The following is a 15,026-nucleotide window of genomic DNA, read 5'->3' as shown; positions in this document are numbered from 1 at the left end:
GCATGTCGCCCGGCGCGCGCCCCGCCTTTACGCACGCCACGCGGCAGCAGTTCGCCATGCTCGAGGAGTTGATGCCCGATGCTACTGCCGATGCCACGCCGGAACAGCGGCGCCAGCAGGCCATCGCCACGTTTTCCGCCATGGTGGGCGCCATGGTGCTGGCCCGCTCCATCGATGACGACGCCCTGTCGCAGGAAATCTTGGGCGCCGTGAAGGCGCAATTGCTGCAAGACTGAACACATCGCCCCTGTCAGCCGGCCTCGTCGCATGATAGGCTTCGGTTTTCAGAATTCAGGATTAATCATGCTGCTTTGGCTCAGGCAATACCGGCGTCCTCTGTTGGCCGGGGACATTACTGCCGGTATCGTTGTCGCCATGATGATGGTGCCGCAAGGCATGGCCTACGCGCTGGTGGCCGGTTTGCCTCCCGTGGTCGGCATCTACGCCAGCATCTTGCCGCCCGTGCTGTACGCGGTGTTCGGCAGCAGCATGACGCAATCGGTGGGTCCGATGGCCATCGTCTCGCTGATGACGGCCGCCGCCCTGGCGCCGCTGGCCGACCCCGGCTCTTCCCTGTATATCGTGCTGGCCGCCCAACTGGCCTTCATCAGCGGCATCGTCCTGCTGCTGTGCGGCGTGCTGCGCCTGGGTTTCATGGCCAGTTTTCTGTCGCGTCCCGTGATCAGCGGTTTCAGCAACGGCGCCGCGATCCTGATCATATGGGGGCAGATCACGCCGCTGCTGGGCGCCACCTGGCCCCACTGGCACACGCCCAGCCTTGCGCTGGGACTGTCCAGCCTGGCTTTCCTGTGGCTGGCGAAACGCTATCTGTCGCGCCTGCTGCAGCGCTGCGGCCTGAACAAGGTGGCCGCCGATGTCGGCGCGCGCCTGGCGCCGATGGCGCTGGTGCTTGCCGGCATCGGCCTGGTCACATATTGTGGCCTGGACAGCATGGGCGTGCAGACGACGGGCCACGTGCCCAGCGGCTTGCCGGGCCTGAACCTGGCCACCTCCGGCGCCCACTGGCGCACCCTGCTGTCGCCGGGACTGCTGATCGCCTTCATCGTCTTTTTGATGAGCATGTCCGCCGCGCAGACCCTGGCGCAGAAGCGCGGTGAAAAACTGCACACCAACCGCGAACTGCTGGGCCTGGGCGCGGCCAACGTGGCCAGCGCGCTGTCGGGCGGTTTTCCCGTGACAGGTTCCATTTCCCGCTCGGCCGTCAATTTCCAGGCAGGCGCGAATACGCCCCTGGCCAGCATCATCACGGCGGGCTTGCTGGCGCTGGCGCTGGTGGCGCCCACGGGCTGGCTGGCCCTGCTGCCGCTGCCCGTGCTGGCTGCCACCATCATCTTTGCCGTGGCCAGCCTGCTGGACTGGGATACCTTGAAACTGTCGTGGCGCTACGACCGCAGCGATGCGCTGGCCCTGCTGGCGACGACGGCCGGCGTGCTGCTGCTGGGCGTGGAAGCGGGCGTGGTGATCGGCGTGCTGTTGTCGATGGGCACCCTGATCTGGCGCGCCAGCCGCCCGCACATCGCCGTGCTGGGGCGTATCCCGAATAGCGAGCACTTCCGTAACGTGGAGCGCTATGAAGCGAAAACCTTGCCGGAAGTCTTGTTGCTGCGCATCGATGCGGGCCTGTTCTTCGGCAATGTCGAAGCCGTCACGGAGCGCGTGGAAGACGAGTTGCGCGGTCATCCGACGGCGCGCCACCTGGTGCTGGTCTTGTCGGCCGTCAATCAGATCGACAGCACGGCCTTGCTGGGCTTGATTGAGCTGAACAGCGCTCTGGCCAAGCGTGGCATCAGCCTGAACCTGGCCGAAGTGAAAGGACCCGTGATGGACCGGCTGCGCCAGAGCAGCCTGCTGCATGACCTCAGCGGCAAGCTGTACCTGAGCACGGCGCTGGCAACGGCTGATTTAAGTGGAGAGAAGGCATGACGATGGAACTCAATCTGCACGGCGAGCCGCGCGTGGTGGACAGCATCCCCGCGCTGGAACAGGCGCTGCTGCAGGCGCGCGCCCTGGCGCAATGCGAGCTGTGGCTGACCATGGCCGAGGATGCGGAGCAAGGCCCGGCCTTGTGCATGCTGCGCAATGGCGGCAATGCCTGGCTGATGTATCTGTCGGGGCAGGACGACCTCAGCTACCATTCGCTGGGCGACGAAGAGGCGCAGGGCGGCTGCAGCTACCTGCTGAGCAACGGCCAGGTGGATGAATATCCGGAGGCGTGGTGCGTGGATGTGGCGGGCTGCGAGCAAGCCTTCATCGCGTTTTTCAAGGCAGGCGGCGCGCGACCGAATGCCATCGCCTGGGATGCGGATTGATGCCGCAAACGGTCACTGTCGAGAGCGACACTGATTTGCTGGCCGCGCTCGACGTCCTCGACATGGTGACGGGCTGGTGCGGGCTGGAGTTGCGCGTATGGGACGGGGTAGGGGAACACCGTGCATCCTGAAAAAATCAGACAGGTGACCCGGTTGCCGGCGCAGCAGCGCTACGACTATTGCGTGCGCAAGGTCGCCGATACGCAAGAAGTCTGGGGTTTGTACCACGATGGCTGGGCGACGGCACAAGCCGATGGCAAGGTGGCGATACCATTCGGGCCGGAAGCCGCATTTGCGCAAGCGTGCGCCAGCGGCGACTGGGCGAACTTCCAGCCACGCGCCATCGCGCTCGACGATTTTTTGAACAAATGGCTGCCCGGCATGGCGCGCAATGGCCAGCTGGCTTCCGTGTTCCCGGTGCCGCAATGCAGCGCCAGCGTCGCGGCGCCTGCTGATCTGCTTGCCGACCTGCGAGATGAAACCGCACAATATGAGTAATCAAGAAGAGCGCCTGGATGCCTGGTGCGACGGCTCGTCCATTTGCCTGATCGCCGTCGACGCGCAGGGCGACCCGCTGGACCTTGGCGATGAGGAAATGCGCGCCCTGATCGCGAAACTGCAGCAATGCCTGGCCGAGTCCGAAGCTGCCGCTAGCAAAGACTGAAGGTTCAGGCGGCCGCCAGCGCCTTTTCCATTGCCACACTGGCCAGGCTGATGCCGCTGGGGTGTGCATATGCTTCCTCGCGCAAGGCGACAAAGCCGGCGGCCCGGTAGAACGGCACGGCGTTCAGCGACGCGGACAGGTGTAGGCGAGCAATGCCGCGCCTGCGCGCCAGTTGCTCCAGCGCCGCCAGCAGGCGCTTGCCGATGCCGAGTCCCGCGTGAGTTGGATCGACAAAGACTGCGTCTATTTCATGTTTATCTACATCCAGCATGGCGTAGCCGGCAATAGCCTCGTCCTGCATCGCCACGATGCCGCCACCCGCAGCCAGCATGGCGGCATATGCGTCCGGCACGGGCGACGCCGTCCACACAGTAATTTGCTCCGCCGCATAATGCGTGGCGCAGCTGACGCGCACGGCCACCGTGCGCAAGGCCCACAGGGAGTCGATGTCGGCGGGCAGGGCGGGGCGCAGGGTGATGGGCATGGTTGGGATGGTTTCCGGGAAAAAAGGCCATGCTAGCGCAGCAGATTGCGTCACGCCAGGACGGGTGCGTTTTTCCAGCTCACTGCTGTGCAGGCTTGTCCGGATCGATATAGTAGGAACCGGGCGGCGCCCCGGGCACTTTGACGCGGAACTTCAGGCCGGAGAGCAGCTTGTCCCACAAGGCAATCGCTTCTTCGTCGGTGAGCGATGCAGCTTCGGCGGCACCGACCATGTTGTGGGCGACTTTGGTGTACATGGATGCTTCCAATACCGCTGGATAGGCGATATCGCGCGGCGTACCCACCAGTGTCCATTCAAAGTCATGCACTCCATCGGTACGCCGTATTAACGACTCCTCGCCATGCCAGTGCTGCACGTCACGCTTGCCTTCGCGCAGTAAGGTGCGAGGGGGATAGTTCTTGCCTTGCTGGTCTTTCGCCCGCTGGATGCGGGCAAGTAATGATAATTCCCCACGTACCTTTGCCTCATATTCAGCAGGAGGATAGTCGCCGTAGGCATTTTTATTCGATGTAATGGAAAAAGTAACGTCTGGCAAGCTGGGGAAATACAGGCCGGCATCCGCCATTTCCTGGCTATCATATTTGTTGTCACTCATAAAGCCATTTTTGACGCAATAACCAGGTTCCTTGGGAACTTCATTTTCATCGCGCAGGCGTAAGTTATTAGTGCGGACCATTTGATTCCCTATGGAGTCTGCTATTGTTTCACCTTTTCGTGTTGATCCGTCAAGAATGAATATATGGTTTCCTTTTATGGCGTAGGTCTTGAAGATTAAACGCCCATCTTCTTTGGAGAATTCTCCATCATAGTATTGAAGTTGCCAGCTATTTTCTATGGGACCTTTTCCATTGTATGTAATTTCAGAGGTTTGGCTATTTTTTTTTATTTTTTCAATTTCTTCTGCAATGCGTTTGTTTTTTTCTGTCACTCCGCCTGGTATGGTTTTAATTTCTGAAAGAATTGTTGTTCCTCCTGATATGAGTTGTGCTTCTTGCGGAACCTCTAGGGCATAGCGCCCGAAGCATACAATTTTTGTTTTTAAAAATAGTGTTTCCAGACGTTTGCTGAGTTTGAAATTTTCAGGCACTATGATCTCCTTGACTGAATTTTTTTTCGCGTAGGCCGATAGGAATCCCATCGCAATAACTGTGATCGTGAGAAAAATTGTTTTCTTTATCTTATTATTCATGGGTTAATCCCATTTTGCAGTCTTGGCAATTTGTACGATGGAATACAGCATAGATGCCATGACATTTATATCGGCGTAGCTGTTTTGATGCTCATAACCGTTTTCTTCGGCCGCGCCATGTACGAAAAGTGTACCCGTAATGTGCCGGGCAGAACGGTCTGATGGTACTGTCCCATCACCGTGCGCACTGGCTGGCTGTAGCTTTAATTTTAAGTTTTTTCCTCCGGCCTGGACGAGGAGTTGCCCCTTGCTATCATCTTCAAGTAATTTCCATTTTTCAGGTAGCGGCTCAAATTTATTCCACGGATCGTTAGAGCCGCTGTGAAGACCGTCAATTAATTTAAATACGACATCGCCGTAACTTAAAAAATTTCGGGAAGCACAATAGCTTGCATAAGTGTTTTGGTGGAAATTTTTCTCTATGGACGACAGAAATTTTGAGGCGTGTTTTATTCTCTCCATTGTTCTTTCTATACCTCCACCTTTTTCATAAGTGAGGTCTGCGGGATTTACCCATTTAGGATTGATTAGCCTCCACCACGCATTGGCTGGTTGAAGGTAAATGCTTTCCAGTGCAGTTGCCTTATCACGAGGCCAGCTCCATAAAACTTTATCCTGCGCATCTACAATTTTCAGCCAATTCTGGCCATATGCCGCACCTGGCAACATTTCCAGTGGCGCTGGTGCGTTAGCCAGAATGGCGGTAGCATGTATACCGTCGATGCCCAGAATGCTGGCCTCTATTTCTGCTATGGAGCTTTCTCTTTCCTGAAAACCAAAACGCATGCGTTTATATGCCCCTGCGGCACCAATGGTTGGCATCACGTTGTGATAAATGCCCAGAATTTTCACATCTTTATCATCAAGCATCTTCCCATAGCTGGGGTGTATCAATGCACGGGCCAGCAAGCCCCCCATGCTATGCGTGACGATGATGACTTCGTTACATTTGAATCCGCGTTCCTGGTAGCCTTTGACCAGGCCGCGCAGTCGCTCTGCAATAGTGACGGCGGATACCCCATTGCTCTTGATAAAGTTGTAGCCCATCGCATGCACCGGGTACCAACAAGGAGAAATTTTCTTTAAATCGCTGACGGTAATGGCTTTGCCAGAAGATGCACCAAAATTTTTGGGATCTTGCAAAAGCAGTGCGCCAAGACCACTCGGTTGACGCCAGACAGGATGTGGCCTCCTGTCGGAAATCAAGTTATTGAGATGCAATTCGGCTGTCTGCAACATTGTCCCGTACGCACCAGCAAATAACACTTCACTCCATCCTCGCCAACGGGCTATTTGTGCTGGGCTTTGATATGAGCAGGCCTTACCTTGATTTGGGCGTGTTGTTGTCGCGATCCTGTTGCTTCCCATTAAAGGAGGAATAGGTGTAAAGCTGTCCGGCACATTTTGATGCCGTGCATCTGCAGCCTTGGTCTCCGCGCCATCTGGATCAAAACGACTGTTGCTTTCGGTGTAATGGTAGTACTCGACTTCGGTTTCATTTGGATCAAACACCAATTGACGCTGCCGTGGCGACGCATCTTTGAACCAGCCACCCAAGCCATTGCCTGTGAGGACAGCCGTCTTGCCTCCCGCACCCATCATATCGTCTGGCCGCCACGCCCGATTGTCTGGACGGCGCAATTCTTCTTGGCGAACCTTGCTCATCCTTAGATTGCTACCCATCACGCCTGGCAAGAAAATGACAGGAATTACCTTGCCTGGCGGTAGGGTGACGTCATGTCGCGCGGTATCCTTTGTTTCCGTCATCGAAACGGCGAGTTCTGCCCAGCCGCCGACGCCCTGACTAAACTTCGCGGGATGATTGCCTCGATTATTCAAGTCATCACATTTGCTCATGGCAGTTCTCCCTTATAGCGAATGATGTAACTATCCATGCCAGTGGATTTTTGTAGTAGTGTGGAACCGTCTTCCGCGCTTTTGCCAGCCATGTTGCCGTCATCGCGCAGGAGTTCAAAAGCAACGCCAACGGCCGGCGTATCGTCGGCATTCACTAGCAAGACCTCCTGATCGAAACTGCTGTGTGGCCGCTCATTAAATTCCTGCGAAACACTCTTCGGCGCCAGGGTTTCCAGGTTGCCGTTGAATAGCACAGGTGATGAGGTAAAAAATTGCACCTTGTCGCTGATTTCCAGCATGTGGTTGGCGCCGTGCAGGCGTACGCCTTTCTTGCCCTTGATGTTGACCCAGTCCGCCTCGCTGATCAGCGACAGCACTTTATGGGCGAGGATTTCCACCTCGTCGCTATGCGCCTGGATGGATACCTTGCCGCTGGCCGCGATCAGTTTCATGCCAGCCTTGTGCACGAACAGGCTGAAGGTTTTTGCGATGCTGGCAAAGACGCTGTCGCCGCTGGCGAGTGATATATGCTTGCTGCTGCTCAGTGCCACATGGTCGCTGGCGGCCAGGTGAATCGACTGGGCCGTACTCAGCTCGATACCGGCAGGGCTGGCCAGCAGCAGATGTGGCTCGGACAATTCCGGGAAATCGCCGGCCGCACCCTTGATGGCGGCATTTTGCCGTTGCATGGCCTCCGCTACCGCGCCCTGCTGGCTGGCGCTGTCTTGCGCGCCGGCATCCACCGCCATGCTGGCCAGTCCTTGCTGCAGCTGCCGCGCTTGCGCCAATCGAGCATGTGTTTCGTCGAGTTGCTTGACCGAGCCGCCGCCTGCCGGCGCTTCGGTGGTGATCAGCATGCCCTTGGCTGCGCGCAGGGCGCCCCAGGCGCTGCTGGACAATTCAAAGCCTTCACCGCGTGCTTCCTTGCGGCCAGCGTTGTCGTCGATACGCGTGATATTGCCTAGTGATAGGCGGCTGTCCTGATGGCCACTGCGCAACTGTGCCTGGATCGATGCCTTGGTATCGTCGAGTACAAGGTGGTTGGCGCTACGGGCGCCCAGTTCACGGCTGCGCAAGCCGGACAGGGCGCGCTGTTGCGGCAGTTGCCATGGCGGCGGATTGGCGCTGTTGTAGACCGTGCCGATGACGATAGGATGGTCGATATTCCCGTCCTGGAATTGCACGACGACTTCCTGGCCCACGCGCGGCAACGCAATGTGCCCCAGTTGCTGGCCCGCCATCGGCATCATGACGCGTATCCATGGCGAACTGCGTTCGTCAAATTCACCCAGGCGGTCCCAGTGAAATTGCAGCCGGACACGCCCCAGTGCATCGGTATGGATTTCCTCCCCGGCTGGACCGACCACCAGCGCCGTCTGCACGCCGGCAACCACACACGGCGTGCTGTTGTAGCCGCGGCCGGGACGCCAGCGGATATCCCTGCGCACGCAAACGAGCTTGTTTGCATAGTGCGAGGGCGCGCTTGAACTCGCCTGGTAGTTATTGCTGGCAATATGCTCAACCGAGATAATCAGATATTCGCGTTCGGCGATACTGTCCGGGCGCTCCTGGCCTGGCTGGTAGCGTTTTTCCTCGGCACTGAAGTGCCCATCGAGCCGGAAGCAAAATCCTGGCTGCACACCACGATGATTGCCACCTGCCTCGAAATACTGGCGCAGGTGGTCGCTTTCCTCCATGCGGCGCTGTGCCAGAGATTCTCCGTCATCGACATTCTTGTAGCCATAAGCGCCCGTATTTTCATACAGTTCATGGGCAAATACATCTCCCTGGCGATTCAGCGAGTAGCCGCTGGCAAGATGTGGTCTAGGGTTTTTATAATCAAAACTGGCCAAGGTCAGTTGTCCGGAGCCTAGTCGTCGCACGGCTAGCCACTGTTTCAGACCATCATCTTCCTTCGACCCCGATTCGGAATGAAAACGGATGGCGCCATCGCCATTCGCTGTCTGGAGCATGTCGGCCAGCGTACTGTTGTCTGCGAGCCATAGCGTGTGGCCATCGGCGCGGTGCTCGTACCAGTAGTGCCAGCCAAGGGCTTCCCAGCGCCGGTGCAGGTGGTTGTAATCCGTTTCGTTGTGCTGGTTGGCACAGCTGAGTTGAGGATCGTCGCCATGCAAACATGTTTTCCAGTCGCGCTGCTCGTAATGTGCAAAGGTCGTTTCGGTCAGCTGCATCAGGCTCTGACCGTGAAAGGACACGTTGTCCTGGCGTAGGCGTGCGAATGCCAGCCATGGTTGCAGCACCACGCGGTACCAGGCAAAGCCACCATCGGCGCGCAGCAGAGAAAATTCGCCTACGTAGCCGTTGAAGTGGCGCAGTGTTCCATCATCGCGCACCATCGATATGGTCACCATGCGCCCCATCATGGACTTGAGGCCAATATGCGCATCATCGGACAGCAATTCGGCGTCGCAGCGGAAGTCGCGTGATAGCTCTTCCCTGGCCGTCAGGGAATTAACCAGCAGGATGGCACCGGCCGGTCCGTCGCCATGGGGGAAATCTATCCTCAGCAGTCGCCGCTCTTGCGCGGCAAGGTCGAAGACGGACAATGCCGCCTGAATGCTTGCGTGCATGGCCTGCCTCCGTTATAACGATGTAATCAAGCGGGCGCCGCAGGCGGTGGTGTCACCATCATAGGCGTACGGTTTGCCCATGTGTCTTGCACCCGCACCGTCAGGCGTGATCGGGAAGCTGCCTTTGCACTTGGGACAGATGGTCATGTCATCGGCCAGCGCAGCGGCCTTTCCCATGATCGTGCTGCCGGACGATGCGCTGCTCACTTTTCCGCCGTGGTCGGTTGCGTCGCCGAGCCGGATGACACCGCGTCCCTGATGTTTCATGGCTGTCTCGCTTTCGCTGCATGGAGTGTTGAAGGCAGTGGCAATAGATAGCGTACTTCTGCACTGCGCGGTTTGCTTCGTGGGGTATGCAAGAATGTGCTCCAGCCCAGGCGCCGCCGCTGCTCTGGCTGGGCGTGCAGGACAAGGGCTGTAATGCAGGGTGGACTCAATATCAGCCGAATTTCATACTCGAGGTCAGGCACGCCAAACAAGGTCAGCATTCTTGCCAGGGCAGCGGCAGCCGTGCTGCGTGGCAGGAAGCGTTGCATTCCGGCTGGATCCAGGGGACCGATATGCAGGCATACTCGCCTGTCATGGCGCCATAGACGCCCGCCAAGTGTGGCGCCGCGCGCCAGGGTGAAGTTGCTGCTGCCTAGCAGGCTGCGCCGGTTCTTTTCGAGATGGTCCCAGCCGCCGACAAATTGTTCCAATGTGACCGGGACATCGAAATACTCGGCCAGCACACGGCCGACTGCTTGCGCGCAAACGGGGCGACAGCGCAGCAGGCCCGCGTACCATCCTGCGACATCCGGCATCACGGCACCCGGCTCGCTGTTTGACGGCAGGGCATGGGCTTGCACGCCTGCGAGTGCCATCAGTAACGGTAATTGCTGGTCTTTTCCATGGGTCTCGAACGACGATTCGGTGCGATATTTTTCCCACGCCTGGCAAAATAGCGACACCATGCGGTGCGAAAAAATGTCAAGGAAGGCCGATACTCCGGCGTCTTTCGTTGACAAACGATACGCATTGATGCGCTCGGAGTGGTGCAGAGGCAAAGTGCCGCTGACGCCTAGAAAGCTCATGAACGTCGGCACCATGGTGATTTGCCCGCTTTCGTCAAGCGACAGCCGTTCGATTTCACTGGCCGGAAAACGCAGGGACAAGCTGTTCGTGAAGCGCAGCACCTGGCTGAACGCTTGCCGATGCGGGACATTCTGCTGACGTAAGCAGCACAGCAGAATACGTATCGCCTGCACGAATTGATAGCGGTACGGTTCGGCCAGCAAGTGCCGGACTACACCAGATTCTGCAGTCCACTTCTTGGTTTGCATCGGATCAGCTCCTCTCCGCTTTGCATGGACAGCACCACCAGCTCAATAAAACTGTTGATTTGTACGTAGAGTCCAAGGAAGTGGTCGATGACCTGGACAAACAGATGCATGCCGCTGCCGATGAACGCTTCCTCGTCGAGTGTGATACGGACTTCCACGCCATGTGCCAAGGAGGTGCCGCGCTTGTGCCGCAGCCACGTCGTCGTCGGCAAGTGCGCCAGTGCGACGATGCCGCTGATCTGGCGCTGCGACGTGGCTGATTGCGACAGGTCATACAGCGTCAGCAGTTCTCGCAGCGCTGGCAAGCCTTCCTGGATCAGCGAATGGTGGTTCAGCGCCAGGTGTGAAATCAGGCGCCAGTGCAGGCCCGCGCCTGGCGAGAGGCGCCTTGGCTGGCTCGGACGCCGCAGAAGTTGCAGTGGCGGCCCGCCGCCGCATGGCTGCAAGTCTCCTTGCGGCTGGCCGTATTTGAGCGCAAGCGGGAGATCCCGGTTGCTGCATGTCAGCGACAGCGACAAGCTGGCCTTTTCATTGATCAATGGATTGAAGTCGCCGTCAACCAATGTCATTCTTTTTTCATGGCCTGGACTGTTGATGGCAAGCGCCGCATCGTGGCGCATGACCCAGTAATGGCCTTGTTGTGCAGCGCCCTCGCCATGGCGCAGGCTGTACGGCGGCCGAAATTCGGTGAGGGTGCTTTCGCCTCCCCGTTGACGCAGCATGTGCACCGCATCCACGCTGAATACTTCATAGCCATGTGCGTGGGTGGCGTGGGCCAGCACGGAGTAGTCGGTTTTCTGCCGCGTGACGGCGATCGGGACGCCTTCCTGGCGAAATAGATTGACCGCCGGGCTGCAGCCCAGCCGCAAGTTGTCGCCGCACAGGCTGGCCAGCATGCGTGCGCTATCGGAATCGGGCCGTAAACCCGCCATGCATAGATGCAGGGTGACGCGCTGGCAGCCGAGCGGCAGGGCGCGGCTCATTTCGGTAACGGCGATATCAAAGAAATTGAATTTTTCCGGATACGCGAAATACTCGCCGAGGAGGCGGTAGGCCGGCTGTGAACGTGCGCCGAAAGGTATCAATGCTTCCGCATCGGCGAAGCCAACTGGCGCCACGGGGATGCTGGGCAAGGCGAACCATGCTCCTGCGTCGGTTGAAACAAAAGCGCAGGCTGTGCGCGTGAACAAGGCATCGCGCAGAACAGCGGAAAAGGACGGTTCACCGTCGATGAAAATGCGCAGCGTCGCAGGCGCCGCGTCGAGATGGCAGATACTGATGTTGAGCGAGGAGCTAACCGACGCCGGCAGGCGCACGCCTGGCGGTGCCTTGATCATGGCATCGAAAGTCGCATTTTCCAGCACCGATGCACCCGTGCTTACTTCGTAGACTGTCTTGAAGCGACAGCGCACACCGTGCACGGGAACCGAGTCCATTTCGCTGCCGGCGGGCAGGTGTAGCAGCCCTGCATCAGGCGCCGGTGCGGACAGCTGGACAATGGCGCATGATGGAAAAGGGCGCAGATAATGAGGAAATAGCGCTTCCAGCAACGCTTCAGTAAATTGCGGATAGTCGTCATCGAGCCTTTTCGAGATACGTGCTGCCAGCATGGCAACCGATTCGATCAAGTGCTCCACGTGCGGGTCTTCGCAGGACTCGCCGGACATTTGCAGTTTGCCGGCAATGCGCGGATAGCGTTCGGAGAACTCCCTGCAATGGCGCCGCAGCATGACCAACTCGCGCTCGAAATAGGGCAGTAAATCGTCCATCTCTATTTTGCCCAGTCACACAGCGTGGCGTTGCGCATTACCGGCACGTCGTGTGGGGACATGGGAATCTCCTGGGTATTTTTCTGCGGAATGGCCAGTATCCGAGTGTTTGTGCGGAAGTAAATTGCGTTTGCGCAAATAATTGAACCGCGTTGCTGCGCAAGATCAAGGGCTTTCAAGCTGGCAACATCAGACTGGCAAGGCAGGAAGATTCCAATGGTTACCATGGAGAGCGCAATGACTTTGCCAGCAAAATTACTTTGGTCGAGGGTCTGGCCATCGGCCCGCAGCAATTCCAGCAACTGGACCGCTATCACGAGGCGCGCTTGCAACGGCTGGTTTCCCTGATTAATCCACATTTGTGGGGCGTGCATGCCGTCACCTGGAATAGGGATGCGCTTGCCAACAATAGCTTGCGTGCCGATACCATGTCACTGGTATTTCAGGATGGAGAGATTTGTGAAGCTCCGCTCAGTGATGCCTTGCCGAGTGCCATAGACCTGTCCAAATTGCCGCCGGACGAACACAGTTTTACTTTTTATGCCGCGCTGCCAGCCATGCAGGCGCATGGCGGAAATGTCAGTTCCGCGGGCGCGCGGTATGCTCAGGCGGATATCGAAACGCCGGATTTGTATAGCGAGGCGGTCAGCATAGACGTGGCCTATCTGAAGAAGCGCGTCTATCTGCTGTCGCAACTGGATCCGCTGCATGACTACCTTGCCATTCCACTCGTACGCTTGCACCGTGGCGGTAATGGAAGCTTTGATATCGACACCTCCTTCATTCCACCTTGCCTGACGACCAGCGCAGAACCCGCGCTGCAAAAAATGCTCGACGCGCTGATCGAACGCATGGGTGCGAAAATTGAAGCGCTATATAGCCGTCACCGTCAGCCCGGTAAAAATACGGTGGAATTTCATGGTGGCGATGCCTCGTCGTTCTGGATGCTCAACACATTGAGCACGGCCAGTGCCGCGCTAAGTCATTGCGCCAGTTACCGGCGCCACCATCCCGTATATCTGTTTGAGAAAATGATGGCTCTGGCCGGCGGGCTGATGACATTTTCCAGAAAATACACGCTGGGCGACCTGCCGATGTACCGGCACGAAGATGCCGCCCCCGGTTTTGGCAAGCTCGATTACATCATCCGTGATCTGATCGATACTGTCTTGCTGTCACGTTACTTCTCGATTCCACTGTCCAACGACGTGCAGAAAAACACCCACTATTATGGCCCGCTTGACGCCAAGCGTATCGACCGGCAAACGGAGCTTTGCCTGGCAGTGAATGCAGATATGCCGGCGCTGGAATTGGTGGCCACGGTACCGCTGCAATTCAAAATTTCGTCGCCGGATAATATCGAATTGCTGCTGGCGCGGGCATTGCCGGGGGCAGAACTGCGTCATATGGCGCAGGTGCCAGCGGAGGTGCCGGTGCGGCCCAATACCTACTATTTTTCGATCGAGAACAAGGGCAGCATTTATGATGCGATGATCAAGGCTCAGGCAATCGCAATTTATGTACCATCTGGAATAAAAGGATTGAAGCTGGAATTGTTTGGCATCAGCAGTGCTGCCGAATAGCCACAGCCTGCATTTCATTCATGCCAGTATCGGGCCCAGTCCTGTGGACTGGGTTGGAAAACTTTGCCCGAAGCAATAGACTTGCCCCTGCAGTTGACGTTATCATGTTTTTGTAAGTGTCGGTGGCTGATCAGTCAGCGCGATGGTGAAACATGGTGACAGGCGAAAGTGAGCATGGGCATGGCGAATGATGCGTGATGTGCCAGGCGGCTGGCGGCCTGGTAGCGGGATGGGCAGGGCAGCGGTGCGCCGTTGCTGCCGCGCATTGCTGTTGACGCTATGTGCTGCCGCGGCCCCGGCCGTTTTGGCGGATTCCGCCAGCAGCACAGCCAGCATAGCCAGTACAAACACCAACGCCAGCAGCAGCACCAAAAGCACCGCCGCGCCCTTGCATGGCCAGCGCGTCCTCTTCCTCAATGCCTATGATTACGGCCGCGCCGGCGTCGAATCGTACACGCGCACCTACGTGGCCGCCATGGTGGCCGCAGGCCTGGCCAGCGAAGACATCATGGTCGAGCACCTGAACCTGAACACCCAGGGCGACCCCGCGCTGCGCGGCGAGATGCGTGATTTGTTGCTTTTAAGATACACGCACATGATGGGGCGCAAGGCCGACCTGATCGTTGCCATGCAGCAGCCGGCGCTTGATTATCTGCTGACGGAGCTGGCGCCGCTGGCGCGCGGCGTGCCCGTGCTGGCGATTAATACATCCGGCAAACCTTTGCCTCCGGGCAGCACCGGCGTCATCTGGCAGCAGAAGGCGAACGTGGATTTTCCCGGCACACTGGCGCAGGCCATGGCGCTGTTTCCCGAGACCAAAACCATCGCCATGGCCGTGGGTGCCAGCGAGGCCGACCAGGCCTTGAAGCGCAATATGCAGCACGCGGCGCTGGCCTGGCAGGGCAAGGTGGCGATGCGGTATCTGGATAACCTGACCCTGGCGCAGATGCGCGCCAGCGTGTCGCACTTGCCGGCGGGTACCTTGCTGGTGGTGGGCAATGTCAACCGCGACGTGGCCGGCACTATCGCCACGCCCGTGCAATTTTCCGGGCAGCTGGCGCGCCTGGCGAACGTGCCGGCCTTCGGCATGTACAACGCCAGCATGGGCCAGGGCATCCTCGGCGGCTCCATTTTGCATATCGAACACGCCGCGCGGCAGGTGGCGCAGATGTCGCTGGGCGTGCTGGCGGGCAAGGCGCCTGCCGCGCGCGGCGCC

General features: G+C 58.2%; 14 protein-coding genes and 1 pseudogene. 7 read left to right on the top strand and 8 right to left on the bottom strand.

The window, feature by feature from the left end:
• The 5 genes and pseudogenes from JaAD80_RS31215 to JaAD80_RS30680 all read left to right on the top strand — a co-directional run.
• Positions 1 to 236, top strand: a pseudogene (locus JaAD80_RS31215) (TetR/AcrR family transcriptional regulator); the annotation flags it as partial.
• Between the two features lie 67 nt (positions 237 to 303).
• A complete protein-coding gene (locus JaAD80_RS11410) occupies positions 304 to 1,944 on the top strand; it encodes a SulP family inorganic anion transporter (RefSeq protein WP_102294282.1) in 1,641 nt (546 codons plus the stop codon).
• Positions 1,941 to 2,330, top strand: coding sequence for an Imm1 family immunity protein (locus JaAD80_RS11405; protein WP_146012364.1), 390 nt, complete (start codon positions 1,941 to 1,943; stop codon positions 2,328 to 2,330). Before JaAD80_RS11410 ends, JaAD80_RS11405 begins: the two co-directional genes overlap by 4 nt.
• Positions 2,331 to 2,450: 120 nt before the next feature.
• Entirely contained in the window at positions 2,451 to 2,828 is a 378-nt protein-coding gene (locus tag JaAD80_RS11400; RefSeq protein ID WP_102294280.1) for a DUF2750 domain-containing protein, read from the top strand.
• Complete coding sequence (locus tag JaAD80_RS30680; RefSeq protein WP_180979385.1) at positions 2,821 to 2,994, top strand: hypothetical protein; 174 nt, start codon at positions 2,821 to 2,823, stop codon at positions 2,992 to 2,994. Before JaAD80_RS11400 ends, JaAD80_RS30680 begins: the two co-directional genes overlap by 8 nt.
• Before the next feature lie 4 nt (positions 2,995 to 2,998).
• Here JaAD80_RS30680 and JaAD80_RS11395 read toward each other — a convergent pair whose 3' ends face one another.
• The 7 genes from JaAD80_RS11395 to tssF all read right to left on the bottom strand — a co-directional run bounded on the left by JaAD80_RS11395 (position 2,999) and on the right by tssF (position 12,227).
• Positions 2,999 to 3,478 (bottom strand): GNAT family N-acetyltransferase, encoded by a 480-nt coding sequence (locus JaAD80_RS11395; protein WP_102294279.1) that lies wholly within the window; start codon positions 3,476 to 3,478, stop codon positions 2,999 to 3,001.
• A gap of 79 nt (positions 3,479 to 3,557) precedes the next feature.
• The gene (locus JaAD80_RS30675) at positions 3,558 to 4,688 is read right to left on the bottom strand and encodes a T6SS immunity protein Tli4 family protein (protein WP_258002935.1); all 1,131 of its coding nucleotides are present in this window, start codon (positions 4,686 to 4,688) and stop codon (positions 3,558 to 3,560) included.
• A 3-nt stretch (positions 4,689 to 4,691) separates the two neighbouring features.
• Positions 4,692 to 6,545 carry a triacylglycerol lipase gene (locus JaAD80_RS11385; protein WP_102294278.1) on the bottom strand — a complete coding sequence of 618 codons (1,854 nt, stop codon included), beginning with the start codon at positions 6,543 to 6,545 and terminating at the stop codon, positions 4,692 to 4,694.
• Positions 6,542 to 9,136, bottom strand: coding sequence for a type VI secretion system Vgr family protein (locus tag JaAD80_RS11380; protein WP_102294277.1), 2,595 nt, complete (start codon positions 9,134 to 9,136; stop codon positions 6,542 to 6,544). Before JaAD80_RS11380 ends, JaAD80_RS11385 begins: the two co-directional genes overlap by 4 nt.
• Positions 9,137 to 9,148: 12 nt before the next feature.
• Complete coding sequence (locus tag JaAD80_RS11375) at positions 9,149 to 9,403, bottom strand: PAAR domain-containing protein (protein WP_102294276.1); 255 nt, start codon at positions 9,401 to 9,403, stop codon at positions 9,149 to 9,151.
• Positions 9,400 to 10,458 (bottom strand): type VI secretion system baseplate subunit TssG, encoded by a 1,059-nt coding sequence (tssG, locus tag JaAD80_RS11370; protein ID WP_102294275.1) that lies wholly within the window; start codon positions 10,456 to 10,458, stop codon positions 9,400 to 9,402. Before tssG ends, JaAD80_RS11375 begins: the two co-directional genes overlap by 4 nt.
• Positions 10,422 to 12,227, bottom strand: a complete 1,806-nt coding sequence (tssF, locus tag JaAD80_RS11365; protein ID WP_102294274.1) for a type VI secretion system baseplate subunit TssF — start codon at positions 12,225 to 12,227, stop codon at positions 10,422 to 10,424. Before tssF ends, tssG begins: the two co-directional genes overlap by 37 nt.
• Positions 12,228 to 12,379: 152 nt before the next feature.
• Here tssF and tssK point away from each other — a divergent pair, with 152 nt between their 5' ends.
• Positions 12,380 to 13,810, top strand: coding sequence for a type VI secretion system baseplate subunit TssK (gene tssK, locus JaAD80_RS11360; RefSeq protein ID WP_258002934.1), 1,431 nt, complete (start codon positions 12,380 to 12,382; stop codon positions 13,808 to 13,810).
• Between the two features lie 102 nt (positions 13,811 to 13,912).
• Here tssK and JaAD80_RS30305 read toward each other — a convergent pair whose 3' ends face one another.
• A complete protein-coding gene (locus JaAD80_RS30305; protein WP_146012363.1) occupies positions 13,913 to 14,182 on the bottom strand; it encodes a hypothetical protein in 270 nt (89 codons plus the stop codon).
• Positions 14,183 to 14,198: 16 nt separating this feature from the next.
• On the opposite strand from JaAD80_RS30305, the gene JaAD80_RS11355 reads away from it, so the two are divergent.
• Positions 14,199 to 15,026, top strand: an 828-nt coding sequence (locus JaAD80_RS11355; RefSeq protein ID WP_146012362.1) for a hypothetical protein, incomplete at its 3' end; no start/stop codon positions are given.

The organism is Janthinobacterium sp. AD80 (assembly GCF_002878455.1).
Lineage (GTDB): Bacteria > Pseudomonadota > Gammaproteobacteria > Burkholderiales > Burkholderiaceae_D > Janthinobacterium.
Note: the sequence above shows the minus strand (reverse complement) of the source record. Positions and strands in the feature narration are given on the sequence as shown.

What these genes read in the sequence shown, in the direction of transcription:
- JaAD80_RS11395 (WP_102294279.1), bottom strand. Translation starts at nt 3,478, where the DNA reads ATGCCCATCACCCTGCGCCCCGCCCTGCCCGCCGACATCGACTCCCTG.
- JaAD80_RS11385 (WP_102294278.1), bottom strand. Translation starts at nt 6,545, where the DNA reads ATGAGCAAATGTGATGACTTGAATAATCGAGGCAATCATCCCGCGAAG.
- tssF (WP_102294274.1), bottom strand. Translation starts at nt 12,227, where the DNA reads ATGGACGATTTACTGCCCTATTTCGAGCGCGAGTTGGTCATGCTGCGG.
- JaAD80_RS11375 (WP_102294276.1), bottom strand. Translation starts at nt 9,403, where the DNA reads ATGAAACATCAGGGACGCGGTGTCATCCGGCTCGGCGACGCAACCGAC.
- JaAD80_RS11405 (WP_146012364.1), top strand. Translation starts at nt 1,941, where the DNA reads ATGACGATGGAACTCAATCTGCACGGCGAGCCGCGCGTGGTGGACAGC.
- JaAD80_RS11380 (WP_102294277.1), bottom strand. Translation starts at nt 9,136, where the DNA reads ATGCACGCAAGCATTCAGGCGGCATTGTCCGTCTTCGACCTTGCCGCG.
- JaAD80_RS11410 (WP_102294282.1), top strand. Translation starts at nt 304, where the DNA reads ATGCTGCTTTGGCTCAGGCAATACCGGCGTCCTCTGTTGGCCGGGGAC.
- JaAD80_RS30675 (WP_258002935.1), bottom strand. Translation starts at nt 4,688, where the DNA reads ATGAATAATAAGATAAAGAAAACAATTTTTCTCACGATCACAGTTATT.
- JaAD80_RS30680 (WP_180979385.1), top strand. Translation starts at nt 2,821, where the DNA reads ATGAGTAATCAAGAAGAGCGCCTGGATGCCTGGTGCGACGGCTCGTCC.
- tssG (WP_102294275.1), bottom strand. Translation starts at nt 10,458, where the DNA reads ATGCAAACCAAGAAGTGGACTGCAGAATCTGGTGTAGTCCGGCACTTG.